21 protein-coding genes are annotated in these 26154 nt (G+C 55.5%); 10 read left to right on the top strand and 11 right to left on the bottom strand.

The features are described from left to right. The first annotated feature begins 94 nt into the window (after positions 1–94). Positions 95–1219, top strand: coding sequence for a histidinol-phosphate transaminase (locus NC979_RS12365; protein ID WP_190521742.1), 1125 nt, complete (start codon positions 95–97; stop codon positions 1217–1219). A gap of 60 nt (positions 1220–1279) precedes the next feature. On the opposite strand, the gene NC979_RS12370 is transcribed toward NC979_RS12365, so the two are convergent. Further along, positions 1280–1768 carry a hypothetical protein gene (locus NC979_RS12370; protein WP_190521744.1) on the bottom strand — a complete coding sequence of 163 codons (489 nt, stop codon included), beginning with the start codon at positions 1766–1768 and terminating at the stop codon, positions 1280–1282. Between the two features lie 285 nt (positions 1769–2053). After that, positions 2054–2671: a GNAT family N-acetyltransferase gene (locus tag NC979_RS12375; protein WP_190521746.1), complete on the bottom strand. Its 618-nt coding sequence runs from the start codon at positions 2669–2671 to the stop codon at positions 2054–2056. Between the two features lie 205 nt (positions 2672–2876). Here NC979_RS12375 and NC979_RS12380 point away from each other — a divergent pair, with 205 nt between their 5' ends. Further along, positions 2877–3866 (top strand): hypothetical protein, encoded by a 990-nt coding sequence (locus tag NC979_RS12380; RefSeq protein WP_190521748.1) that lies wholly within the window; start codon positions 2877–2879, stop codon positions 3864–3866. A 60-nt stretch (positions 3867–3926) separates the two neighbouring features. Further along, a complete protein-coding gene (gene ubiG / locus NC979_RS12385; protein ID WP_190521750.1) occupies positions 3927–4694 on the top strand; it encodes a bifunctional 2-polyprenyl-6-hydroxyphenol methylase/3-demethylubiquinol 3-O-methyltransferase UbiG in 768 nt (255 codons plus the stop codon). Here the strand turns inward: ubiG and NC979_RS12390 are convergent. Beyond that, positions 4691–5443 (bottom strand): histidine phosphatase family protein, encoded by a 753-nt coding sequence (locus tag NC979_RS12390; protein WP_190521752.1) that lies wholly within the window; start codon positions 5441–5443, stop codon positions 4691–4693. The genes ubiG and NC979_RS12390 overlap by 4 nt on opposite strands. A 304-nt stretch (positions 5444–5747) precedes the next feature. On the opposite strand from NC979_RS12390, the gene NC979_RS12395 reads away from it, so the two are divergent. The 3 genes from NC979_RS12395 (at position 5748) to NC979_RS12405 (ending at position 10029) form a co-directional block, all read left to right on the top strand. After that, positions 5748–6569 carry a cation diffusion facilitator family transporter gene (locus NC979_RS12395; RefSeq protein WP_190521754.1) on the top strand — a complete coding sequence of 274 codons (822 nt, stop codon included), beginning with the start codon at positions 5748–5750 and terminating at the stop codon, positions 6567–6569. Positions 6570–6641: 72 nt separating this feature from the next. Next, the gene (locus NC979_RS12400) at positions 6642–8195 is read left to right on the top strand and encodes a D-Ala-D-Ala carboxypeptidase family metallohydrolase (RefSeq protein WP_190521756.1); all 1554 of its coding nucleotides are present in this window, start codon (positions 6642–6644) and stop codon (positions 8193–8195) included. Positions 8196–8391: 196 nt separating this feature from the next. Then, positions 8392–10029, top strand: coding sequence for an alpha/beta hydrolase family protein (locus NC979_RS12405; RefSeq protein WP_190521758.1), 1638 nt, complete (start codon positions 8392–8394; stop codon positions 10027–10029). Positions 10030–10034: 5 nt separating this feature from the next. On the opposite strand, the gene NC979_RS12410 is transcribed toward NC979_RS12405, so the two are convergent. From NC979_RS12410 to gltB, 6 genes are all read right to left on the bottom strand, one after another. Continuing rightward, a complete protein-coding gene (locus NC979_RS12410) occupies positions 10035–10859 on the bottom strand; it encodes an SDR family oxidoreductase (RefSeq protein WP_190521760.1) in 825 nt (274 codons plus the stop codon). After that, positions 10856–11509: a ribonuclease III gene (gene rnc / locus NC979_RS12415; RefSeq protein ID WP_190521762.1), complete on the bottom strand. Its 654-nt coding sequence runs from the start codon at positions 11507–11509 to the stop codon at positions 10856–10858. The genes NC979_RS12410 and rnc overlap by 4 nt, the downstream gene beginning before the upstream one ends. 211 nt (positions 11510–11720) lie before the next feature. Next, positions 11721–12734 carry a hypothetical protein gene (locus NC979_RS12420; protein ID WP_190521764.1) on the bottom strand — a complete coding sequence of 338 codons (1014 nt, stop codon included), beginning with the start codon at positions 12732–12734 and terminating at the stop codon, positions 11721–11723. A 2-nt stretch (positions 12735–12736) separates the two neighbouring features. After that, entirely contained in the window at positions 12737–13294 is a 558-nt protein-coding gene (locus tag NC979_RS12425) for a J domain-containing protein (protein WP_190521766.1), read from the bottom strand. Between the two features lie 552 nt (positions 13295–13846). After that, positions 13847–15331 carry a glutamate synthase small subunit gene (gene gltD / locus NC979_RS12430; protein WP_190521768.1) on the bottom strand — a complete coding sequence of 495 codons (1485 nt, stop codon included), beginning with the start codon at positions 15329–15331 and terminating at the stop codon, positions 13847–13849. A gap of 143 nt (positions 15332–15474) precedes the next feature. Next, positions 15475–20109: a glutamate synthase large subunit gene (gene gltB, locus NC979_RS12435; protein WP_190521770.1), complete on the bottom strand. Its 4635-nt coding sequence runs from the start codon at positions 20107–20109 to the stop codon at positions 15475–15477. Positions 20110–21373: 1264 nt separating this feature from the next. Here gltB and NC979_RS12440 point away from each other — a divergent pair. The 3 genes from NC979_RS12440 to NC979_RS12450 all read left to right on the top strand — a co-directional run bounded on the left by NC979_RS12440 (position 21374) and on the right by NC979_RS12450 (position 23910). Continuing rightward, entirely contained in the window at positions 21374–22408 is a 1035-nt protein-coding gene (locus tag NC979_RS12440) for a sulfotransferase family protein (protein WP_255524859.1), read from the top strand. A gap of 636 nt (positions 22409–23044) precedes the next feature. Next, the gene (locus NC979_RS12445; protein ID WP_190521775.1) at positions 23045–23332 is read left to right on the top strand and encodes an Asr1405/Asl0597 family protein; all 288 of its coding nucleotides are present in this window, start codon (positions 23045–23047) and stop codon (positions 23330–23332) included. Then, entirely contained in the window at positions 23281–23910 is a 630-nt protein-coding gene (locus NC979_RS12450) for a (2Fe-2S) ferredoxin domain-containing protein (RefSeq protein WP_190521777.1), read from the top strand. Before NC979_RS12445 ends, NC979_RS12450 begins: the two co-directional genes overlap by 52 nt. A 201-nt stretch (positions 23911–24111) precedes the next feature. Here NC979_RS12450 and dpsA read toward each other — a convergent pair whose 3' ends face one another. Beyond that, positions 24112–24648, bottom strand: a complete 537-nt coding sequence (gene dpsA, locus NC979_RS12455; protein WP_190521779.1) for a DNA starvation/stress protection protein DpsA — start codon at positions 24646–24648, stop codon at positions 24112–24114. A 362-nt stretch (positions 24649–25010) separates the two neighbouring features. On the opposite strand from dpsA, the gene NC979_RS12460 reads away from it, so the two are divergent. Continuing rightward, positions 25011–25484: a Fur family transcriptional regulator gene (locus NC979_RS12460; protein ID WP_190521781.1), complete on the top strand. Its 474-nt coding sequence runs from the start codon at positions 25011–25013 to the stop codon at positions 25482–25484. Here NC979_RS12460 and NC979_RS12465 read toward each other — a convergent pair. Beyond that, complete coding sequence (locus NC979_RS12465; RefSeq protein WP_190521783.1) at positions 25470–26126, bottom strand: DNA-3-methyladenine glycosylase family protein; 657 nt, start codon at positions 26124–26126, stop codon at positions 25470–25472. The two genes, NC979_RS12460 and NC979_RS12465, sit on opposite strands and share 15 nt — an antisense overlap. Between the last annotated feature and the right edge of the window lie 28 nt (positions 26127–26154).

Below are 26154 nucleotides of genomic sequence, written 5' to 3' on the forward strand. Positions count from 1 at the left end.
AGCCAGGTTGGCAAAAGTATACCGCTAATGCCCATCTTCCTAGCCGCCCCACCGGCTCTGCAATAATGGGGGGGTTACTGCACTTGCGTTCTTCATGGCTTTGCCCTTTTTGCGATCGGCGGTGGTTCAACTGACGGCCTATACCCCTCATGTTGAGTCGGCAGACGACCCATCCCCAGCTAGTTTCGACATTCTTGATACCAACGAGTGCCCCTACGACCTGCCTGAGGCGCTCAAAGAAAAGCTGGCCTGGCACCTGCACCACGATGTCGCCGCCAACCGCTACCCCGACGGTGGGCATGGGGCGTTGAAGAGCGCGATCGCCCAGTACGTCACCGAATCCGCCAGCGGAACCGCGGTTAGCGCCGCTCATATCTCCGTCGGCAATGGTTCTGACGAACTGATTCGCTCGCTGCTGATCGCCACCTGCATTGGGGGTGAAGGGTCGGTGCTGGTAGCCAATCCCACCTTTTCGATGTACGGCATTCTCGCCCGCACCCTAGGCATTCCGGTGGTGACGGTGGAGCGGAGCGAGGAAACTTTTGAGGTGGATCTGGCGGCGGCGCAGCAGGCGATCGACTCTCCCTCAGAATTGCCGGTGCGAGTTGTGTTTATGGTGCACCCCAACTCTCCCACGGGCAACGCCCTCACCGCCGCAGAGTTGGATTGGCTCAGATCTTTGCCTCCCGAGATCTTGGTTGTGGTGGATGAGGCCTATTTTGAATTCAGCCAGCAAACCACCGTGGCTGAGGTGCTGCCTCGGCCCAACTGGGTGGTGATGCGAACCTTCTCGAAAGCCTTTCGCCTAGCGGCTTACCGGGTGGGTTATACAGTGGCGAGCTCAGAGTTGACTCAAGCGCTTGAGAAAGTGCGACTGCCCTACAACCTGCCCAGCCTCACCCAAGCGGCGGCTCAACTGGCTCTAGCTCACCGGCAGGAGCTATTGGCGGTGGTGCCTGAGATTCAGCAGCAGCGGCGGGAATTAGCGGCGGCGATCGCCCAACACACCCCCTTACATCTCTGGCCCAGCGACGCCAACTTTCTCTACGGGCGACTGCCAGTGCCCTCTGGCCAATCCCCAAACGCAGAGCTAGAGCGCTGGTTCAACTGTCTGCGCAGGCAGGGAACGCTGGTGCGCCACACGGGCGGCGGTCTAAGAATTACTATCGGCACTCCGGCGGAGAATCAGCGAACTTTAGCTCACATGCAGCAGCTGTAGGATTCTCCGCCGAAATCCTGTCCAGCACCAGCAATGTAGTTGGGCAAATGCCATTTGCCCCTACACTAGGGCGCGGGCGCGGCGAACGGTGTAGGGAAGCACGCCTACTAGCAGGGCAAAGGCCTCGTCGGGCACGTTATCGACAATGTTCTGGTCAAAGTAGCTCTTGAACTGTTCGAGGATGAGCTGGGCACGATCGATGGGCACCGGCTTGTCGGTAAAATTCTGGGTTAGCCGCACCCACTGCAGGCGAATTTTGAGGGCTTTTTGCTGGGCCTCGGCTGACTCGGGAGAAATTAGCGACAGGCTGCCCAGGGGAATCACGGCTCGGCAATCGGCATCCAAGCCACCACCCACGGCGGCACCAGGGCCAGCAAATTCGGTGTAAAACTCTTTGTGGATAATCAAACCGTTGCGACGGCGGCTGTTGACAACCCACAGTTCGCCGCCGCGAATCCTAGCCAGAATGTCATCTTCCTCTGACAGCAGGCCAGACTCAAAAAATGGGTTTGACAGGCTATCCACTGGGCTAACGGCGTAGGGACGCATAGGCCGAGATGCCGCAGAAAATCCAGGGGAGTGCAGAGAACTCCCGTATCTAGGTCCTGGAATATTCTGCTCAAAATTGGAGATCATCCCCGTCACATAGTAGCGACAACAGCTCAATTAGCTACAGTCTTGGGTTCTTTTTGGGTGCTCTGATTACAGAGGTGCCCAGGCCTTCATTCTAGGGTAAACGCCTACCAGACCCTCCGTGAAGTGTTTAGCTACGCTGAAGTAGGGATAAATTTCTCTGCTTGTAGCTTGATGTTTCTGTGAAGTTGCCCGGTTGGACTAGGGCTTGGTTGGATGAGTCGGCAGCTGTAGGGTTTTATGCATCATCAGCCGACGGGCCTGTAGCCCTAGCCACGAGGCTGGTGAGTCTTCGGTCTGCACGACTGAAAATCCGGCCTTGCGGTAAAGCGCTCGGGCTGCCAAGTTGTCTTCCATGACGTGGAGTTGCAGCTCACGGATACCCCACCGTTGCGCCACCTGTTCGCACGATCGCAGCAGGGTAAGAGCAACGCCCTGCCGCCTAAAGGTTTGATCTACAGCCAGATTTGAAATGTAGACATGGCGATCGCCCTGCCAGGGCCAGGGCTGGCGTAGCGAGGCTTCAACAGTGCCAGCAACTGCCTCTTCATTGCTTGCAATAGAACCTGCGGTGGGGATAGCGACGGCAGCTAGGCAAGCGTAGCGAGGCGACTGGGCCTTGAGTCGCTGCTTTAGATCTTCGTAAATGCCGAGTCGAATGAAGGGATATACCCACTGCCGCCAGCCATCGCGATCATAAAAGCTGGCGGTGAGCACATCGGTAAGGCGATCGAGGTCGCGCAAAGTGGCTGTGCGAACGTGCGGCTGGGGTGCTGCCGAGGCCGAAAGGGGAGAAATATTTGGGTCGGCCTGTACCATGAGCCTCTGCGGCAAACACAACTACTGCCAGCGCTGCCGTTCGCGGAGCGAGTGCGCAGCACTTAACCGGACGTTGGCCATCGCCTTAGCAGTCAATATACCCTTCTCTCCCTGCTCAAGGGGTACGATCTAGAGAATCGTTTTATTTACAGCTCGACAACGCTGATACTGCCTTTGGTCTGCCCTAGCGAGGGCATCGCTAGCTATGGCCAACTCTCCATTTCTGACGACCTTTGCCCGCCACCGCGACCCCAAGCTGCTGTGGCCAGTGGCCGCTGTAGCCTCAGTGCTAACCCACGGCCTGGCCCTGGGCATGGTACGGACTCTTGCTATTCAAACCCCTACCCTGCCCGAGGGCGAAGTGGCTCCGTTACCCATTCAGCTAGTGGAGTTGTCTGCCGAGCAGGCTGCCCCTGGACCGACCGCTGAAGACACAGGTGCCGCATCCTTGGCTGAAGCCTCGATCGCAGCAGTGCCATCGACAGATGCCGCTACGCCCCTAGCGGCTCAAGCCGTCCCAGCCGCAGAGGCTCCGTCTGTTACCCCCCTGCCCCCGACGCCAGAACCGTCGGTTGCACCAGCCCCTCAGCCAGCGGCTCCTCCAGTGGATAGTCCGCCGGTTGCACCAGCCCCTCAGCCTACTCCCGCTCCAGCGACATCGGCACCACCTGTGGCTTCAGCTCCCCCCCGTCCAGAGCCAGTGGTGCCCGCCCCGGAGGTCAGCCGACCGCCAGGAGCAGAGGGCTCGCCTGGGGTGGAGAATCCTGCCCCCGTTGCGCCGCCACCGTCGGCACCCCCAGGGAATGCCGCACCGGGTGGAGCTGAAGGACAGGGCGGACAGGTGGTGCCCGTGGGTCTTCGCCTTGATCCCAATGGCAGGGATATTCCTGAAACGGCTCCCCAGCTGTTAAATACCAGCGCCATTGCCATGCGGCCTTTGGCATCGAGCTGTGGGTTTGCCAACCTAGACGCGCTGCTGGCGGGAGTTCCGGCTGCCTCGGTGCAAATGCAAATTCGGGTGGAGCCTAACGGCGAAATTTCCAACGTTCGGTTGCTACAGGGCACGGGCAGCAGCGCGGTGGATGATTTGGTGGGTTGCGTAGTGCGGCAGCGTCTACGCCTGCAACCGGCTAGCTCGGCTGGGGTGTCTCAGCTGACGGACGCGTTTATTTTGGATGCTCAGATTCAGTTCTAGCAATGCCTACAGTGGACGGGGCTTTTGCATGCCGGTAGTGGAGTTTTTAGGAAAGTAATTTTGGGACGACAGCGCAACAACCTCGATTTTTACGATCAGCAGGCTGCCCACTGGTGGGACGAAACCGCCACCATTGCGCCGCTCAATCGCTTGAATCCACTGAGGTTCAAATATTTTGATCGGGTCATACCCCACTGGAAAGAGCTGAGGGTGCTGGATGTGGGCTGTGGCGGGGGCTTTACCTGCGAGTTTTTGGCTCACCAACAGGCTCAGGTGTGGGGGCTAGACCAGTCGGCCAGCTGTATTGCGGCAGCTCAGACCCATGCCGAGGCGGAGGGCTGGCCGATTACCTACTGCCAGGGCGTGGCAGAAGCGCTGCCCTTTGAGGCAGCTGCCTTTGATGTGGTGGTCTGTGTGGATGTGCTAGAGCATGTGGCCGACCCTCTGAAATCGGTGCAGGAAATCAGCCGGGTGCTGAGACCTGGCGGGTTGTTTTGCTTTGACACGATCAACCGCACGGCGCGATCGCGCTTAGTCATGATCTGGCTGCTAGAGAACATCCTGCGCCAGATTCCGGTGGGCATTCACGACTGGGAGAAGTTCATCACCCCCGATGAGCTGCGCGCCATGCTGGCCCAGGCGGGCTTTGGGGAAGTGAAGATGGCTGGCTTCAATATGTTTGGCAGCACGGTGAGGGAAGTGGTGGCGGCCTATCGGCTGTATCAGACGGCGGGCAAGTTTGAGGCGCGCTTCGATGAGGATATGCGAGTGATGTATATCGGCACGGCAGTAAAAGGGGGTGCGGAGCAGGTGGGTGAGTGGGGTTAACGTCCGTGCGGATGGTGTAAATGGTTGGTGTCGTTGAAGCGTCTGATGCGCCACAGTTCGCTATTGAGGCGGTTGGGGCCAGTTTGGGGCCAGCGATCGCGATCGATCCAAAACTCAAACAGGGCGGTGTTGGCCATGGGCAGCCCCCAAGCGCGATCGCAGCCCATCAGGCAGGCAATCACATGCTGCAAAATCCAGTGGTGGCCGACGACGAGAACGCGATCGCCGTTGCGGTGACGCTCGATCAGCCCATCCACCACCCGCTGGGCTCGGTTGTGGCCCTGCTCTAGGGTTTCAGCCTGCGGAATGGGCTGCCAGTCGAGGCTGGTTTCGAGCTGGTGGCAGAGGTCGGGATGGCGATCGCAAGCTTCAGCCCAGGTCAGACCGGTAAAGATGCCGGCGTCGTATTCTCTGAGGTCATCCAGCAGGGTCACGGGCACTGTCTGACCAAAGGCTTGGAGCGTTCCTGCGATCGCAGCCTGTGGGGCTGAATTCGGTTCATTAACAGCCTGAAAAGCCTCTTTCCCCAGGCCGTTGATTATTTCTGCCAAAGTGGTGGTTGAGCGTGCCAAGGGGCTGCAATAGATGTGGGTAGGATGCCAGCCGGTAGTGGCCAGATGTTGGCCCAACCGTCGCGACTGCTCAACGCCCAGGGGGGTTAGCCCGGTAGAGCTGCATCCTTCCATTCGGCCCTCGGTGTTGCCCACCGACTGACCGTGACGCACAAGCAGCAGTTTGAGAACAGTCATCGGCTCGACTCAACAGTAAGCTATCCCAAACCTAAGTTTAGGTCGCCCATTGGGCGACCTTTTCCATAGACGGCTAGATTCAGAGGGTGATCAACCAGGTGCGCTTGGGCTTGCTCGAGAGCGATCGGCAGAAGATTCTCTGGATCTGGAGGGGAAGCCGTCGATGGGGTTTAGGGGAGTAGAGGGTGAGTAGGCAGGGGATGAGGGGTAGGCTAGGGGAATGGGGAAAGTGTCTATTGATGCGCCCAGAATGCTGGAAGCATGCCAAGATGCTATGAAAATTGCCTAGATTTACGGTTTACCCATGGTTTGTTCGGTTCACCCAACGTCGCCGTTTGCCTGTCGCTGTGGTCTGGATGCTGTCGATCGCCAACGGTTGGGCCTATTCCTTAGCGTAGTGCTGGGGTTTGCGGTGGTGGAATGGCTGGTGGGCAGTCAGAGCCACAGCCTGGCACTTCAGTCAGACGCGGGGCACATGCTAACGGATGTGGGGGCGATCGCCCTGGCGCTGTCGGCGAGCTGGCTGACCCGGCTGACGCTGGCCCGCCCTCGACCGGGGCAGCCGCGCCTGGAAGCGATCGCGGCTTTGGTAAATGGGCTGGGGCTGCTGGCCATGGCGGGGTTGATCTCTCTAGAGGCCTGGCAGCACCTAAGTGCGCCACCTGTGGCCTTGGTCAGCGGGCCAATGCTAGGAACGGCTCTGGTGGGCTTGGGCATTAACGGATTTGGGGTTTGGCTGCTGCACGGCCAGGGCGATGAGTCGCTGAACCGGCGCGGGGCGTTTTTGCATGTGGTGGCCGACCTGGTGAGCTCGGTGGGGGTAATCGTGGGGGCGCTGTGTATGGCGCTGTTCCACTGGTTTTGGGTGGATGGGGCCTTGAGTTTGGCGATCGCCTTGCTAATTGGCAGTAGTGCCCTGCCGCTGATCTACCAAAGCTGGGGCCACCTGAGGGGCAATAGGGGCAATGCTAGCCTAGACCTATCCGCCCTCGGGTTTTTAGAGGCCGGGCGCACTGACTTGAGTGCCCACATCTTGGGGTCATCCTCCTCTAGCGCGCCGTTGGTAACGGCTTTGGGTAACAAACCTGGTGTATTGGCGACAAAACTGCACCACAACGGCTTTTAGATTCTAATATTCATAGCTAGGTGGCCATCTCTGCATGGGCCAGCACTGCACTGTGTCTACGGGAGTTAAACCATGGGTACCTGGGTTAAGGAAACCGATGAAGCTTTTTACTTGATGCAGGGAAACCAGTGGATCTCCCGCATTCAGAAGCGCCCCTCTGCCGGAAACCCCAACGAGCGGGTGCTGAATGTGGAAGGCATGCGGGAGTGGTTTTTGCGATCGGATTCGCCCCTGGCCATGACGGTGTCGGTAGGAACTGGCGGGCCAGAGCCAGAGCAGGCTGGCTCCTCGAGTGGCGGCCAGACTCCACCGCCTGAGGGAGAAACCCCACTCCCCATAGGCGGCGACACCTCGCCCGAAGAGCCTGGTTCAGGAGCAGAACCCGCTCCCGAACCAGCCAAGAACCTGGCGCTGCGAGTTAAGAGCACGACCTACTTTAAGCTCCAGCCCAAGCTGGCCAACGAGCTGACCGATGCCGAGAAGGTGCTGGTCACCAACGGCACGACCTTTAACATTCAGTACTACATCGACGTAGGCAAAAACCACTGGCAGGTGCAGCTGCTCGAACCCACCCTGGGCGATAAAACCAATCGCACCTGGTATGTCTACACCCCAGACATTGATGTGCTGACTGGCGTTCGGCTACGGGTGATCAGCGATACCCTCTTTAAGACCGAGCCTAAAATATCGTCGCAGCTGAGCGAGTCGCAGAAGTTGTTTGTCAAAAACGGCACGCAGGTAAGTCTGCTGGCCTTTAAGCCAGCGGCAGGCGACCACTACGAGATTGAACTCGCTGATGCGATCGCGGGGGCCGAAGTCAACACCAAGTGGTATGTCTACAGCCTCGACACCAAGGTGGACGGCAACCGTCAGACCTTAGAGGTTACAGGCGACACCATCTTTAAGGCTCGGCCAGTGCAAGCTAGCCAGCTCTCTGATGCCGATAAGGTGCTGGTGAAGAAGGGCACGGTGTTCTTGTTGAACTCCTACGCTCAGCCCGAGAGCAACCATGTGCGGGTGGCCCTGCAAGGCGCCTTTCTCGGCCCCCAAAACCGCACGTCTTGGCATGCCTATGTGCCTGATATTCAAATTTCGGGCACCGAGCTTGGCAACCGTCCCAGTGACCAAGGGCCAGGGCAGCCCACTAACCCAGCCGATCGGGGCGTGGCGATGAGCTTCCCTGGGTTTACGGGCACCTACTACTCCAACGACCCGATTCAGCCTAAAAACCGCTACGGGGTGCGGGGCAACTTTACCTGGGGCGAGGCTCTGCACGTCAATCGCTCTACGGGGGCCTACCGTCGCCCCGCCAACGCCGGCGTCATCTACAACATTTTGAAAGTGGCCGATGCCATGGAAGAAATTCGCAAGATGTACGGCGATAAGCCACTAAAGATTAATTCCTGGTATCGTGACCCGGCTACCAACGCAGCGGTCGGCGGAGCCTCGATGTCGCGTCACCTATCAGGCGACGCGGTGGACTTTGTGGTGCCCGGCGTGCGGTGCTATGACGTGTATGCGCGGCTCAACGGCTGGTGGGGCAGCCGGGGCGGCTTGGCCAGCTCTTCAGTGTTTACCCACATCGACGTGCGGGGCTACCGAGCCCGCTGGAGCTACGGCTACTAGGTCAGGTCGCGTTTTGCAAGTTTGGATGGCTCTGCGATGGCAAAAAACTCGTCGTAGAGCCGTTTTGCGATGTCGGTATCCTTGGCCAAATCGCGCTGCAATAGCTTCGATTGACACCTCACGTGCTGTAGGGGCGCAGCATGCTGCGCCCCTACGCGGGGAAATTAGAGATGTCAGAAGGTTTTTAGCTCTGACAATGCTCACGCTGGCGCTGAGCTTGGGGGGAATACTGGTACCGGGCCTGGCATTCTTGCCGCCCCCTAATGCTGATCTCACCCCTGATCTGGCCGATTTCCCCTTAGTGAAATCCTACGATTTGGGGATGTCTAACCTGGCCCAGAGCGGGGATGAATTTGACACCATGCCGCTGGCGCTGACTGGGGCGATCGCCCTCCCTCCCGGCGATTCCTCTATTCCCTGGGTTGTGGTACTCCATGGTCGCCATGCCGGCTGCCATTTTCAGCCCGAGGCTACTAGCCAGTGGCCCTGTGACCCTGAACCTCGCTTTGATCTGGGCTTTGCCTACCTGGCTCAGTCTTTGGCTGAAGCGGGCTACGGCGTGCTGATGCCTAATCTAAATGCGGCCTTTAGCGAAACCTACGGGGCCACCGCTGACACCCGCAACGACTTTGCTGACCAGCGCAGCGGCCAAATTATTGACGCCCACCTAACCCGCCTGGCCCTGGCCCACCAAGGGGATGATGCCGGCTTTGAAATTTCTCTGACTGGACGGGTTGACTCGACTCGTCTGGCGATGGTGGGTCACTCTATGGGCGGTGGCGCAGCGGCCCTCAGCGCTCTGCAAGGCAGAACCGTCTCTGGCCTCAGCCCGTCGGCCTTGGTGCTGATTAGCCCTACGCGCAGCTACCCCATGGCCCAACGCCCCGAGGCCTATCAGCTACCCGATGTGCCGACGGCGGTGATCGCTGGGGGATGCGATCGCGACATTTTTGACCTTAGCAGCCTCTACTACGTCGAAATGGCCCGCCAGCAGCCCCGCACAACGCCGGTTGTGGGGCTACTGCTGACGGGGGCCAACCACAACTATTTCAACGCTGCTGTGGCGGAGGATGACTACTACCGCAGACCCAACAATGGGCCGTTGTGCAACCCGCAGCGATCGCGCGATCGCCTATCGCGGGTGGCCCAAGAAAATTTTCTTGCTCAGTATACCCAGGCGTTTTTGCGCACCGCCTGGCCTGCCTCTGGGGAGGCAGCCCTCGCTGAGGTGGGCATGGCTCCTGATCGAGTAGCCCCAGCGGAGCTGTTTGGCCAGCCGGTACTTACCACTCTCGTGTCTCCCAATGCCGAACGCTACACCGTGTTTGAGGCCGAGAATACTCCGGCATCTATTCTCACCGCTGGGCTAAAGGCAACCTTCTGCGAACTGTTAACCGATTGCCAGCAGCCCTCGCGGCCCTATCCCCACTTTCCGACCCTGCTCACGCTAGGGTGGGATGCCGCTACAGAATCGCTGCAGGTGCCGTTGGAGGGTGTCAACGTCAGCGACTTTACTAGCCTTGAACTGCGTCTTGCCCCTGACCCATCTTGGTCGCTACCCCAAGGGCAACCAGCGTTTGCGGTGGTGCTGCGCGATCGCCAGGGGAACGCTGCACGGGTTGAAATTCTCTCTATGGTGCCTGCTCTGCCGCAGTTTGAGGCTGACCCTACCCACGGAGCTACAGCGCCTCTCTACCCCAGCGCCCTGCGCATTCCTCTGGGGCAGTTTGCAGGCGTGGATCTAGCGGCGTTGGCGAGTGTCGAGTTGGTGTTTGATCAAGTTTCTCAGGGCAAGCTGCATCTGGCCAGTATTGAGTTTGTGGGGCAGAATTAGGCTTCCTAAATGCCTTCAAAGGTGCTGTGGCGAAAGGTGTAGCCTGCTGCTTTGAGCTTTTGATTCGACACGCGCACGTTGTAGGGTCGAGCACTGGGTTGTGATGGATCCCACTGTACGGGGTCTAGGTTGTTGGCTTGGCAGACGCGATCGATCAGCTCGCGCACGGTGGGAATCTCGTCTTGCACCAGGTTGTAGAGGCCGCTGAGGGAGTGGGTTTGGGCATGGGCGATCGCCCCTACGATGTCGTCTAAATGAATCCAGTTGCTGCCTTCGTGGCCGGAGCCGGGGCGGGTTGTGCCAGCGGCGCGGCTGTAGATTTTGACCAGCTCTCGTCCGGGGCCGTAGATGCCGCCGAGGCGGAAGATGCAGACTTGGCGATCGGGTGTAGCCGCTCCTAGCAGCGTTTGCTCGGTCTCGGCCATGATACGAGCATTATCGGTGGCGGGTTTAACTGGGTCGTCTTCTCTTACCCAAGCCCCGTCGTAGTTGCCATACACGGAATAGCTGCTGGTGAAAATAATTTGCTTCAGGTTGGGAGCGCGATCGAGAGCGCCCACAACCGTTCGAGCAGTCTTTAAGTAGACTTCTTCGTAGTTGGCCTGGCGACCGGCCCCTACGCAGATGAGCAGTGTGTCTTGATCTTGTAGGAGAGTGACAATGCCGCCTGCATCTGACCCCTGCACTACCTGCACAGCCGCTGCTATGGAACGTAACTCCTCAATCCGGTCGGGGTTGGTAGTGGTAGCGGTGACCTTGACGCCTTGACTGCCCCAAAGCTGGGCCACTGCTTTGCCCACGTATCCACAGCCCAAAATTGCTGCATTCATGGCTTTAAAATCCTCAGTGCTGCGATCGCGGCGTTTTTACGTGCTTCTTTGATGCTGCGGCCTTGGCCGATGCCATAGCTTGTTCCGCCCGCCCAAACTTCTAGGGTAAACACTTTGGCGTGGTCTGGGCCAAGCCGCTCTTTTTCTAGGTAGCTGGGCAATGTACCACCCATGTGGGCCTGTACATATTCTTGCAGCTCGGTCACGGGGTCGGTGGCCTGACGGTCTAGGGCGCGATCGATCAGGGGGCTCATGAGCGCCTCAACATAGCTATAGGCGGCGGCAATGTCAGCGTCTAAGCGGTAAGCGCCAATCACCGCTTCAAATATGTCGGCCTGAACGCTGGGATTGTGGCGCTCGTGCTGGGCTCCAGCCCCTAGGCGCATTTGGTTGGGAATGCCTAGCTGCACTGCTATCTCTGCGAGGGAAGGCTCATCGACGAGGCGATCGCACCGCTGCGACATTTCTCCCACTGCCAGGTGAGGATAGCGGGCAAAGATTAAGTCGCGCACCACAACTTCAAGAATGCCGTCGCCCAAAAACTCTAGGCGATCGTAATCGGGGCCTTCGTTGGGGTGTTCGTTGGCGTAGCTGCTGTGGGTGAGCGCTTGCCGAAGCAAAGCTGGATTTTGAAAACTAGGCAGAAGCATTTTAGGCGCACTAGACAGGAAAACCGGGTTTCTTGCTCTAAACTTCAAAGCTAATTTAGCTATTAAAGCTTAGTCGAAACCCGGTTTCAAAACTGGTGAGCCTAGAACAGTTAATTGGTGCTCATGAGGTAGCGATCGCAGTTTCCTACAACCCGCATCCTAATCGCTTGCCATGTTGCTAGTGAAGTAGGGCGTAAAGCCTATGTTACTGTTAGGCCGCAGGTGGAAAAGACTTATAACCTAATGCAGATTTTGGACTGTGCTGACCAAACAAGGTTTTGACCTTGTAAAGCTTTAGCAAGGCTTCTTCAGCGTCAGGATATCGCTCCATAAGGAAGTTGATCATCTCATCGGCCGTACAGCTTTTCTGAGTGCCACCGTTCCAGCTATGAAACTCCTTATGAACCTCCTCATTAAGGGTTATAAGGTTATCTATGCAAGCGGCTAAGTCTGGATAGTCTCTGTCGGAGTAAATATGGTGAGCAGCGAGATTAAACTTATGAGACTTACCATATTTACTGCGAGTAATTTGGCAAGTTTCTTTATCTCGCTTTTTGGCAGCCGCTTTGGCTTTAGTAATCTCTTTTTGCCGAGCTGTCTCGGTGTCAATGATTAAATTAAGCGTCTTCTTCCCTACTACCTCGACGGCTTTACACCATTCTCTACGGTCTTTTATAGTCAATGACTGAGCTAGTTCCCGGCTTAAACGATCAAAACCAGATAAAGAGTAATATCTAACTCCATCGAAATCGTCGAAATCTTCAAATTTAACAAGTGGCCTTTCAGAGCGTTGAATTGAATCAAAAGCTCGGTTAAGCCGGGCATAGCTTGTGCAGAAGATGTTAACTACATCCTTCTTAGACAAAAAGTATCTGTTGTTTCTAGGACTTAGAGAACTACAGTTTTCATGGATTTTGCGGCGAACAAAAGCATTCCGGAGTTTTTCTTTATGTCTCGTTATAAACTCAACCAGGTTTTCCCAGAGGCTTTTTGGCTCTACTGAGTCCATGTACTTTGCGATCGCAAAGGCTCCATGCTCTGCAAAGATCCGTTCTTTGAGCTTCTTGTTTAAGTAGATGTAGTGATCGTTCTCTCTTAAATCCCACTCGTCATTAGGATCAGACTCAAAGAAGACTATGATTTTATCTAACTTACTAACAGAAATCCCTAAGGCATCTGCTAGATCTTTCTCCTTGATGGTGAAATTCGAGGTGTCCTTTGCCATTTTTAAGCCTCCGCACCAATGCTCTGGTACATGGTGTTGATGCGGTCAAAAACTTTCGTGTCGTCCGTGCCCGAGCCGTCTGGATGATACGTTCTACTTAAAGTGTGATAAGCCTTTTTGATATCTTCTTTTGAAGCCGACTTTGGATCGAGGTCAAATACTCGCCAAGGTAAGAAGTACTTGAAAATATCAATCCCATTGATGCAGCCGTAGCCCTCTTCCTGATCTTCTCCAGGAAGAACGCCGATAAACTTCCGATATAAAACTTCCCAAGAATCTTTCAAGCCTAGGTTCATTTGCTCCATGCCATCTGTGGCCATTTTGAATGAACTAGATTTCTTCAGCTCATTTGTATTTTTAACCTCAAAATAGTTATAAACAGCCTTTTTAAGTTCAGCCATTGGCAAAGGCTTGATTTTCTTATCTGCTTTATCTTTCTTCTTATGATTTTCAATAACGAATTGAGCAAATTCCAGAAGTAATTCAGAGTCAACTTTGTAATCCTTGGCGAGGCGACTGACCTCTTTTTGAATAAGTGAATTAAGCTGGTTGGACGGCATAATAAATTCGCTTTAGATTTGAGGGTAGAAACCGCGTATAGCTACCTATCGTCTGGTAGGCACTACTAGCTTTCCCTAAATTTTGCTCCACTCCAACAACCTAAAAGATTTTTGCTCGGAGGTTCAAATGTTCTATTTAAGGTTGTGATTCGCTCAATTTTTTGCTGACTGGTAAAACTGAACTAGTGAATTCCCTGAAAGAAAGTGTTTTCTTTATACATAACGGTATGAGTTGAGCGGCGATCACCGTCTGTCATTTACTCAAACTATCATTGCTACTTAGCAGAGGGTTACTCAATATATTTAGATGGCTAAAAGTTTATTTAGCCTTGGTTAAACATTTATCCAACCTTGCGATCGCCCGTATCAGTCTCTCGCTACAACCATTGCAACCTCTGGTAACCTCACCCGCCACTACAGAATGAATCCGTTGATTGAAACAGCGGATTTTTTGTAGGCAAGCCACAAAAACTCAACCCTCCAGGCTCATAAGTCGTGCTTACGGGTCTGAAGGGTTGAGCTGGACAATAGATTCGACTTCGAGTTAGTGGGCTAGGGCAGCTCAGTGGTGCCCATCAGGTAGCGATCGCACTCCCGCGCCGCCCCACGCCCTTCATTGATCGCCCACACCACTAGGCTCTGGCCCCGACGACAATCCCCAGCCGCAAACACGCCCGGAATTGAAGTGGTGTACTGCTCATGCTCAGCCTTCACATTGCTGCGGCCATCCTTTTCTAGGCCCAAAGCATCGATCAGCGGCTGCTCCGGACCAAGGAAACCCATGGCCAGCAGCACCAGATGGGCGGGAACAACCTTCTCGGTGCCGGGCACGTTCTGCGGCACAAACCGCCCGTTTTCGTCCTTGCCCCACTGAATCTGCACCGTGTGGACAGCTTTCACGTTGCCCTGCTCATCGCCCTCAAACTTGGTGGCTGTAGTCAGGTAGGCACGGGGGTCGTCGCCAAACATAGCGGCGGCTTCCTCCTGACCGTAGTCCATCTTGTAGACCTTGGGCCACTCGGGCCAGGGGTTGCCCGCCGAGCGGGTTTCGGGCGGCTGGGGCATAATTTCCACCTGGGTGACGCTGTTGCACCCGTGGCGAATGGATGTGCCCACGCAGTCGGTGCCCGTGTCGCCGCCGCCGATAATTACCACATCCTTGCCCGCCGCCGAGATGTAGTCGTTGCCGGGGTAGCCATCCAGCAGCGATCGCGTATTGGCGGTGAGAAACTCCATCGCAAAGTGAATGCCCTTCAGCTCGCGCCCTTCGATGGGCAGGTCACGGGGCTTAGTGGAGCCAGTGCAGAGCACTACAGAGTCGAACTCATTGAGCAGATTTTCAGCTGAAATGTCTTTGCCGACTTCAGTGTTGCAAACAAAGGTCACACCTTCGGCTTCCAGCACATCTAAGCGGCGTTGCACCACCTGCTGCTTATCGAGCTTCATGTTAGGAATGCCATACATAAGCAGGCCGCCGGGGCGATCGGCCCGTTCGTACACGGTCACCCAGTGGCCTGCCGAGTTGAGCTGGGCGGCAGCGGCCAGTCCAGCGGGGCCAGAGCCAATCACCGCGACTTTCTTGCCCGTGCGCTGCTGCGGTGGCGTGGGGGTAATCCAGCCCGATTCCCAGCCCTTTTCGGCAATGGAATACTCAATATTTTTGATTGTCACCGGGGGGTTGGTGATGCCTAGCACGCAAGAACCCTCGCAGGGGGCGGGGCAAACGCGCCCGGTAAACTCGGGGAAGTTGTTGGTCTTGTGCAGTCGCTCCAGGGCTTCTTCCCACAGGCCGCGATAGACCAGGTCGTTCCATTCAGGAATCAGGTTGTTGACGGGGCAACCGCTGGCCATGCCGCTAATGGTCATGCCCGTGTGGCAGAAGGGGGTGCCGCAATCCATGCAGCGCGCGCCCTGGGTGCGGAGGTTTTCCTCCGGCATGTGGAGGTGGAACTCGTCCCAGTTGCGAATGCGATCGGCAGGGGCGACTTCTTGCGCCACTTCCCGCAGATATTCCATAAAGCCAGTCGGTTTTCCCATGGTGTTTATCCTGAAAAGCGTGTTGATGGGGGAAATGTACTTTGCCTAGGGCAGGTGTGTAAGGTGCATTCGCGAAGCAATGCACCATAATCCGAGGTTTCGCGCGCGGTGCATTGCTGGCGCGAATGCACCCTACGGTTGGTCTAACTGCCGCCGATGCGGGCGACGTCGCGGGCGTTTTCTTCAAAGGCGGCGGTGAGGGCATCATCGCCGGTCAGCCCATCGGCCAGGGCCTTTTGGATGTGTTGCAGCACGCGCTTGTAATCGCGGGGCATCACCTTCACAAACTTGGCGATCGCACTATCCCAATCTTCTAGCAGACTCAGCCCCCGCTTGCTCTGGGTGTAATCGACATGGCGCTGGATCAGCTCTTGCAGATCGCGAATTTCTTCGGGGTCGGTGAGCTGCTCCAGATCCACCATTTCGGTGTTGCAGCGGGTGGCAAAGTCACCCGCCTCATCCAGCACGTAGGCGATGCCGCCGCTCATGCCTGCCGCAAAGTTGCGCCCAGTTAACCCCAGCACGATCGCCTTGCCGCCGGTCATATATTCGCAGGCGTGGTCGCCAACCCCTTCTACCACCGCCGTTACCCCAGAGTTGCGCACGCAGAAGCGCTCGCCCGCCAGGCCGCGAATGTAGGCTTCACCGCTGGTAGCTCCGTAGAAAGCGACGTTGCCAGTGATGATGTTTTCAGCGGGCACGAAGGTCGACTGCTTAGGTGGGTAGACAATCAGCTTGCCACCGCTGAGGCCCTTGCCCAGATAGTCGTTGGCTTCGCCTTCGAGTTCGAGCGTGACGCCCTTGGGCACAAAGGCCCCAAAACTCTGCCCGGCGCTGCCCTGGAAGTGCAGGTGCACGGTGTCTTCGGGCAGCCCTTCCCAATGGCGCTTGGTGATTTCGTTGCCGAGAATGGTCCCTACCACCCGGTTGATGTTCTGAATGGGGAGACTGGCGGTAACTTTCTCGCCGCGCTCAATGGCGGGGGCACATAGATCCAGCAGCTTGGTCATATCGAGGGATTTTTCTAAACCGTGGTCTTGGGCCATCTGGCAGTAGCGGCCCACCTCTGGCCCCACCTCCGGCTGGTGCAGCATGGGGGAGAGGTCGAGGCCCTTGGCCTTCCAGTGCTCAACGGCCGCCTTTGGCTCTAGCACATCGGTGCGGCCCACCATCTCGTTGAGGGTGCGGAAACCCAACTCGGCCATAATCTCGCGCATGTCTTGGGCAATGAACTGCATGAAGTTGACCACATGGTCGGGGTCACCCATGAAGTGCTTGCGCAGCTCAGGATCTTGGGTGGCGACGCCTACGGGGCAGGTATTCAGGTGACAGACCCGCATCATGATGCAGCCCAGGGAGACCAGGGGTGCAGTGGCAAAGCCAAATTCTTCGGCCCCCAGCAGAGCCGCAACGACCACATCGCGGCCGGTTTTCATTTGGCCGTCGGTTTCGACGATCACCCGACTGCGCAAGTTGTTCATCACCAGGGTTTGGTGGGTTTCCGCTAGGCCCAGCTCCCAGGGTAGACCGGCGTGCTTGATTGAGGTTTGAGGTGAGGCCCCAGTACCGCCATCAAACCCAGCGATGAGAATGACATCGGCGTGGGCCTTGGCCACCCCGGCGGCGATGGTGCCAACGCCCACCTCAGACACCAGTTTGACGTTGACTCTGGCCTCACGGTTGGCGTTTTTGAGGTCGTGGATCAGCTCGGCCAGATCCTCAATGGAGTAGATGTCGTGGTGGGGCGGAGGCGAAATTAGGCCGACGCCGGGGGTCGAGTGGCGCACCTTAGCAATCCAGGGATAGACCTTGCGGCCCGGTAGCTGCCCACCTTCGCCTGGTTTCGCGCCCTGGGCCATTTTGATCTGGATCTCTTGGGCCTGGGACAGATAGAGACTGGTGACGCCGAAGCGACCAGAGGCCACCTGCTTGATGGCGCTGTTTTTGGAGTCGCCTTTTTCGTTGGTCCAGGTGTAGCGATCGGGGTCTTCGCCGCCTTCGCCCGTGTTGGACTTGCCACCGATGCGGTTCATGGCGATCGCCAGCGCCTCGTGGGCCTCCTTGGAGATCGACCCGTAGCTCATCGCTCCGGTCTTAAACCGCCGGGTGATGGCCTCTACCGGTTCTACCTCGTCGAGGGGAATCGGCTCGCGCTGCTTGAATTGCAGCAGATCGCGCAGGCGAAACATCTGCTTGTCTTGCGCGTTTACCAGGGCGGCGTAGCGCTTGTAGGCATCGTAGTCACCAGTTCTCACCGCTTTTTGCAAGGTGTGGATCACCTCAGGGCTGAGCAAATGAGCTTCGCCTTCTTTGCGCCACTGGTAGTCGCCGCCTACATCAAGGGTGACACGGTCGGTGGGGCGATCGGGGAAGGCGTGGCAGTGCCGCTTGATAGCTTCCTCGGCCAGCATGTCTAGCCCGATGCCCTGAATGCGCGAAGCCGTCCAGGTGAAGTATTGGTCGATGACGGTTTGGTTCAGGCCCAGGGCCTCAAAGATCTGCGCGCCGCGATAGCTCTGGATGGTGGAAATGCCGATCTTGGAGGCGATTTTGATCACGCCCTTGGTGACGGCCTTGATGAAGTTCTGGCAGGCTTTCTCCAGATCCATGGGGGGGAGAAGCTGGTCGGCAATCATGCCCTCAATGGTGTCGAACACTAGGTAGGGGTTGATGGCCCCACAGCCGTAGCCGATCAGGGTGGCAAAGTGGTGCACTTCGCGCGGTTCGCCCGACTCGAGGACGAGGCCGACGCGGGTGCGGCTGCCATTGCGAATCAGGTGGTGGTGCAGGCCAGCAACGGCCAGCAGCGCGGGAATGGGGGCATGGTCGGCGTCAATAGTGCGATCGCTCAAAATAATGAGACTGGTGCCGTTGGCGATCGCCTCATCCGCCGCCGCAAAGATCCCATTCAGCGCCGCTTCTAGCCCCGCTTCACCATCAGCCGCCGTAAACACAATCGGCAGCGTCGTCGAAGGAAATCCGCTAGCCTCAGCATTCTTCAGCTTGGCCAGCTCCGCATTGGTAATGATCGGCGTTTTGAGGTTGATCAGCCGACAGCTCTCCGGCTCAGGCTTGAGCAAATTGCGTTCGCTGCCGATGGTGGTGTCTGCCGAGGTGATGATCGCCTCGCGGATGGAGTCGATGGGCGGGTTGGTCACCTGCGCAAACAGCTGGTGAAAGTAGTCGTACAGCAGCCGAGGCTTATTCGACAGTACGGGCAGTGGCGTGTCGGTACCCATGGCACCGACGGCTTCGACACCGCTCTCGGCCATGGGCTTGAGCAGCAGGCGCAGCTCCTCGAAGGTGTAGCCAAAGGCAGTTTGGGCGATCGATAGGGGTGCAGGGGTGGGTAGGGGCGCAGCATGCTGCGCCCCTACGGGGTTAGTGCCATTGCCGTTTAACCCTGCGGGGTCTGTGGACTCTGGCAGATCGCCCAGTTTCACTAGGTGCTGATCGAGCCATTCCCGGTAAGGTTGCTCGGCGGCGATCTGGTGCTTGATCTCTTCGTCGGAGACAATGCGGCCCTCGTCCATATTCACCAGGAACATGCGGCCCGGCTCTAGGCGACCCTTGTAGGCGACGCGCTCGGGCTCGATGGGTAATACCCCGGCTTCCGAGGCCATGATCACCAGATCGTCCTTGGTGACGGTGTAGCGGGAAGGGCGCAAGCCGTTGCGATCGAGCACCGCACCCATCATGGTGCCGTCGGTGAAGGCGATCGCAGCCGGGCCATCCCAGGGCTCCATCAGGCAGGCGTGGTATTCGTAAAAGGCTTTTTTCTCAGCGCTCATCGACTCGTGGGCCGTCCAGGGTTCGGGCACCATCATCATCATGGCGTGGGGCAGCGAGCGGCCCGCCAGGGTCATGAGTTCCAACGTATTGTCGAAGATGCCAGAGTCGCTGCCTTCTTTATTGATCAGTGGCTTGGCGCGATCGAGATCGCCGCCAAACAGCTCTGACTCAAACATCGACTGGCGAGCATACATCCAGTTGATGTTGCCGCGCAGGGTGTTGATTTCGCCGTTGTGGGCCACATAACGGTAGGGGTGAGCCCGCTCCCAACTGGGGAAGGTGTTGGTGCTAAAGCGCGAGTGCACCAGGGCCAGGGCGCTTTCCATCGCCTCATCGGCCAGGTCGGGGAAGTAGAGCCCCACCTGTTCTGGCGTCAACATGCCCTTGTAAACCACCGTACGGCAGGACAGGCTAGTGGCATACCAGTAGGGGTCGGTGGGGTGAATGGCCGAGTGGGTGCGCTTGCGAATGATATAGAGCTTGCGTTCAAAGGCTTGGTCGTCGGCCAGATCGGGCGATCGCTGAATGAACACCTGCTGCATAAACGGCTCGCTGGCCTTGGCCGTATCGCCTAGGGAAGCGTTGTCGGTGGGCACATCGCGCCAGCCCAACACCTGCTGCCCTTCTTCTGCGGCAATTCGCTCAAAGATGCGACGACCTTGTTCGCGGTCTGCCGGGGTGGGTGACGAAAAGAAAAAGCCGACACCATAATGCCCTGGCCCTGGTAGGGTAATGCCCGCTTCTGCTGCTACCTTTGCCATAAATTTGTGGGGCATTTGCAGCAAAATACCTGCCCCGTCGCCGGTGTTGGCCTCAGCCCCCACCGCACCTCGGTGGGCCAGATTGACCAAAATCGTCAGCCCCTGCTGCACAATAGTGTGCGACTGAGCGCCCTTCATGTGGACGATGAAGCCAACGCCACAGGCATCGTGTTCGTACTGTGGATGGTAAAGACCTTGAGCTTGGGGCGGTTGAGATAGGGTCATTGATTTATCGAGCAACAGGAAGGAACTCAAACAGACATAGCTATGGACCGTGCCTAGCTATTCTGCGATGAGCCATGGGGTATTGACTAGTCCCTTAAGAAAATAATCAGATCAATGTCTTAAGAAGTTTGCGAAATATCACAAAAGCTAGGGCTTTTTAACCGCCAAGAATTTCTGCTAAATCGAGCACATCTATAGGAAAAGATATATTGTGCTCGCCAGTGAATTGTCTTGGGTGAGCCAGAGTCGCTTGTGTCTATGCTAGCAGCCTGATTTTTGCCAAGTTGAAAGGCTGTTTGCAAAGGGACCTGTCGCAACTTGATTCACAGCCCCTTGAAAGAGTGTATTCAACCCCAGAATCTCTTTTGAAGAAGGATATTTAAGGATAAACTCAGATTCTTGCTATGTAGGGATAGAACCTCTAAATCAATATTCAAGCATATTGCTGCGATGAGTAATCAGCAACAAAGCTAAGCTTAATCAGGCCTTATTTTTGCTCGCATATACTGGCTGAATCAGTTTAAAGTGTAACTACCCTGCCGTAATCTTTATGAGATTTAAAGGGCTGGCAAATTGTGCACTCTATCTATTGAATGGCAGCAGTTTCAAAGATCACATTCTCCTGCAGGCTGTGTTGATTAGATCGATTGATCTGGTTATCGCTTCCTTTGGTCAGAAAAATGCTGTGAAAAGACCATGGTTTGTTCGACTACTGAGAAATGCCAGCCTCATTTTGTTGCTTTTAATGTTGTGGCGAAGAACATAGGGCGATCGCCTCACAAGGCTGACATGCCATTGAGCGGAGTTCCCTGCTTCCTTAACCTTCTCAAAAGTCTGTCTCTGCTTCCTCACCGCTTCCTTCCTAAGCAGTTAATAAGCTTTTCCTCTATCTAAGCTTTCTATAGGCCTGTCTAACGAGATTAGACCCGTACACAAATTCTTGCCAAATGTCAATATTTCGCTCGATGGTTATTCTGTCAGAGCCTGAGAGTTTTTTGGCAGCGCTCTAAGGCACCTGACCCTTGATTTTGCGTTCTTCTAGTACCTATTCCCAAAGGTAGATGACGGAAAAAAGCAACTCACTGTGCCATTAGCTTTATGGAAATTTCATTGAAGTTTATCAAAACTTTAATTAACCTCTAGTTAATCTTACCTACCATAACTTAAGTATAAGTTTACCTTTAGATAACCTTTGACCTTCTTTTGCATAGGTTATCTGTCGCCATTGCTATTAAGTTTTGCCCCCAACTTAGGATTCATAGACATGGTGAAGCAAGGTGCATCGCCCCGCCTTACTGCGACTTCGGCTGTTGATACGTTAACCCGAGGGCTCAGCACTCAGCGCCCTCTCGTAAAATCTCCCTTCTTTATTTGTTGCTCAGGGCGGTCTGGTTCTACCCACCTACGCCTCATGCTGGATCACCACCCTCAGTTATCTTGTGTTGATGAAGTGGGTTACATCACTGAACTGGTGTCTGATGATGGCGATATGCCTGATGTGGCAACGTACCGCCAGTGGCTAGAATCTGATTTCATTTTTCAATCTTGTTGCGACTTCACTATCGACCCTGATTTAGACTTCTATGAATTGGTAAACGATTTTCTTTGCCAACAGAAGGATTGCAGCAATAAGCAGGCAGTGGGTGCAATCAGCCATTTTGATTTCATTCGGCTTTTAAAGCTTTGGCCAGATGCACGTTTTATTCACATGGTGCGAGATGGGCGAGATGTCGCCTATTCCTGGATGAAGGAGATGCATCTCTTTGAAAATCCTTGGTTCGCCGCTGAGAAATGGCGTGAGGCAGAGCAGGCTTGGGAGCGGTTGGCTCAGCGTCTTCCCGAGGGACAGTATCTAGAAATTACCTATGAGGATATGGTCAACGACACGGTAGGTACACTGACAGAGATTTGTCAGTTTCTAGGTGTTGACTATGATGCTGAAATGCTGAAATTTAGTAAAGCAGGAAGCTACTTCACTTTGCCAGATCCAAAGTTTAGTGGTCTATGGCGATCGCATCTCTCGCCCTGGGAAATACAAGTAGCAGAAGCTAACATTTCAGACTTGCTTATCGATAGAGGTTATAAGCTCAGCGAACTGCCCAGATTGACTGTTAGCTCTCTAGATCTCAAGCGGTTTAAGCTAATGGAGAAAGTGTTTATGTGGCAGCGCCGCATTAGCTTCTTTGGCTTACGCCTATCAGCAGTTGAGTACCTTTCACGTCGCCTTGGTCTACGTGGGTGGCACAGCCAGGTAAAGCAAGAGATGCATGCGATCGCAATTCCTGCTCTGAAGCGCTAGCAGAGCGACGAGACTGCCTCCGCTTTTGCCGCATTCATCTTCATCCCCAGCCCTTTTCGAACAAGAGAAGATCTGGGGATTTCTATATCTATAAGGTGTGGGGACCGCAGGCCGATCGCACCAGACCAAAGTCGGCCCGTAGGGTGGGCGCGATCGCTAGACTCATCATCGTAGCCATAATGGCGGCATAAGGCATAAGGCCGTACTAACTTTTCCGATTTTGGATCCTCAGCACGACGCATCAGAATAGCGCAGGATGAGGCGGCGAGCTGGGTGAGCGATCGCCCTAAACAGGCCAATCCCCCACCTGTAAAGCGATGCGGCCAAGTCAGTCTGCCGAATCCTATCGCCGATGCATGGGCCTTGCTGCGAATAAAACGCCCTTATTGAAAATCTGTTGCATTAATCCCAGGGCTTGGGTATCTTAGTAACAACGATAGTCAATAGCAACAGCAACCGAGTCCCCAGGATATCGCGTTCAGTAATTTTTAGAAAAATGCCCTAATGCTTTCTAGGAAAGGGTTTCAGCTTTTTTAAGCCTCGGCTGAGCCCCATACCTTAGCGTTTAGCTCAGAGTTAGTTTCAATAAGTTCAGACCATTGGCGGTCAACACTATGGAGATTCAGTCGAGTTAATATGCACGTTTTAGAGTCAGATTATTTAGGGTCAGGGCAAGACCTGCAAAATACTGCCCCCGCTCAAACCGTGGTTGATTTAGACCGGGTAACCCGCTGGAACGTCTACCGCCGCCTGCAAGAGCTGAACCTAGTGTGCGCCTGTGGTAGCGATCGCCCGCTTACCGTCGCCATCCATACCCCTGCCGATGCTTTGCTGGTTTGGAGCGTGGTGCAGGCTGCTATCCAGCCCAAGCTATGCCTCGCCGACCACCTGAAGCGCTGCTGGCAGCAAAGGAGCTTGACATGAGCCGCCACGAGCCCGCCACCCTAGAGGCTGGTACTGTTCCCACTGGCCAAGTGCTCAAGGGTCAATACAGTGGGGTCTATCGCTCCGACAAAGGCAAGATCAAGGGGCTGCTGCTGCAAGCCGGTGAGGCCAAATTCACTGTTAAGCTGCCCAAATATTTGCGTCCCATGCTGATGCGTGAGTTAGCACCGGGTGACTTCGTGCAGGTCTGGGCCTATCCCGAAGACGATCGCTGGCGGGCAATTAATGTTTTGCCTCTGCCCAAGTGCGAGGCGGAGATACTGCAACAGCAGTGGGGCGACCTTGCCCCTGTCCCAGAGCTGACTCGAACCTCGCAAAAACGCATGTGCATCGAGATTTGCACTAAGGGCAAATGCTACAAGCAGGGGGCGCGTCAAGTCCACAGCGCCCTGCAAGAGGCCGTGGATCGCGATCCAGCTTTGGCCCACGTTGCTATCAAGGAAACTGGCTGCATGAAAGCCTGCAAGCAAGGCCCAAACCTTCGCCTGCCCAATGGCCGAATGCTGCACCGAGTCAGCCCCGCCGACGCTTTAGCGCAGCTAGACGCAAAACGATGACCGCTCAGGAATCTAATCCCCAGCGGTAGAACTATTGGCTGGTGATTGTGACTGGGCGCTTTCAAACTGGATTATCTAGAAGGTGTATCTCGATTCGTAGGTGGTGAGCGTGAGTGATCGTCCGCTGGAGGACAACTACAGCAAAATAACCCTGCCCTCAATGAATGAGCAGCAGGGTTTGCAAATGGCTCTTCTCAGCAACTACCAGCCCAGCTTGAGGCTGTCTGGAGTGAGGAAGTGCTCTAGATGGTAAGCCCGCTCCTCGGTTTTCAGCAAAATTTGCTCGTAGAGGTAGCGAGTAGCGCGATCGCCCAAGCTCTCAGCCTGGGCAGCCAGCCGACGAATCAGTTCGATCAGCGATTGCTCAGCCTTCAGATCGTGGTCGATCATGATGCGGCAGCGGTAGGTGTCGTCGTTTTCCATGTCGAAGCAGCACAGCTCAGCCAGCTTGCCAAAGCTGAGAGGAGGAATTCCCCCCAGCCCGTGCAGGCGCTCTCCCACCTCGTGGGCATGGCCTTGAGCCGCTTCGTAGCTCTCCTCGAAATAGTTGTGGAGCATGTAGTACTCAGAACCTTCCACAACAAAATGGTGCTTTTGGTACTGCAGCGACAGGGCTGTAAAGCTGGCATAGAGCGTCGCCAGTCCATCCACCACTGGTTCTGTAACCGACTTCTCCAGCAATACTGGGTTGTTTGCCACCTCGCCATAGGTTTGCAGCAGAGTCTCAGTAATCGGCATAAGCATCCCCCTTTTTTAGCAGTGAAAGCAGCCCTAGCCTTTCAGGGTTGCTTATTGAGCCTAGCTCATTTTTTTGAATCTAGCTAATAACTTTGTTTGCCTAAAAAAGTATAGAGAAGTGCAGAATTCAACTGTTAATAGAGATAGCGAAAATGATTTTCAATAGGTTTAATTCTTTGTATCGAAACTGATTGGCGATAGGCTCAAACCCTTTGGTGAAAGCCACTTTCAATAGCAATGACTATTTTAATAAGCCTGGGCGATCGCTCAAAATCCTGCTTTAGTTATTCCCTTCGTTAGATGTCAATGCTCTGATTTATATGGTCAACCTAACTGCTTTCTTCAATTGTGACGACCAGACGATGGAACAAGATCCAGCTCTGCCTAGCTTAAATCAAGAGCCCGAACTACTCAAAACCGTTCTTAATAAGGAAGGGTTTCGGTTCACCAACCAGCGACAAAAAATACTGGACTTGTTTCAGTCGGCAGCTCTGGGTCATCACCTCAATGCTGAAGAAATCCATCATCAGTTGCTAGATCAGGGTGAAAAAATCAGCTTTTCTACCATCTATAGAGCGTTGCACGTCATGGTCAGACTAGGGTTGCTGCAAGAGCTAGAGCTAGCTGAGGGCAGAAAGTATTACGAACTCAATACTCCCTTTATGAATCAGCACCACCATTTGGTCTGTGTTCACTGCGGCGATGTAGAAGAGTTTGAAGACGCCAAAATGACCCAGGTGGGCAGCAATGAGAGTGCCTCCCATGGGTTCTCGCTGCTGAACTGCCAGTTTACGGTGTACGGCATCTGCCCTAGCTGCCAGTTACTGCTGGGCTAGATGTCGGTAGTAGTGCCACAGTAGGTGGGCCACCGCACCTTGGTAGGGATCGAGAGTTGCTGTAGAAACCAATAGGTCTTTGCGCGTGGGGCGGCTTTCCAGATTGTGTAGCCGCTGGTAGCTAATTTGAATGGCCAAATCTGAGGCGGGGAAACTGCTCAACCGCTGGAGGCAAAACAGCAGGTAGACTTCCGCCGTCCAAACGCCAATGCCTTTAATCTGAGTCAGATGTGCGATCGCCTCTGTGTCGGACAAGGTGGCGAGGGTTTCTAGGCTGAGCTGGCCCGATAAAATGGCGTTGGCAAGTCGTTGGCAAGTGGCGATTTTAGCCTGGCTGAGCCCCACCTGTTTGAGGGTGCTGTCTGGGGTAGAGGCGATCGCTTCAGGGGTCAACTCTATGGTCGCCATCAGCCGCTGAAAGATTGCCTGGGCCGCTCTAGACGACAGCTGCTGTCCCATAATGATGCGCACTAGCGATGGCAATCCGGCGGCCCAGGCGCGGACGGTGAGGGGGCCAGCTTCGGCCTCAATGCGCTGAAAGGTGGGGGCGCGATCGCACACCACCGTCACCGCCTGCCGCAACTGAGGGCTAGGTGGCAGTAGCTCGCTATCCAAGATCTTGGCTACATCACTACGCGGCATCGCAACAATCATCCTAAATCCAGAATCC

The organism is Leptolyngbya subtilissima AS-A7, assembly GCF_039962255.1.
Taxonomy (GTDB): Bacteria; Cyanobacteriota; Cyanobacteriia; order Phormidesmidales; family Phormidesmidaceae; genus Nodosilinea.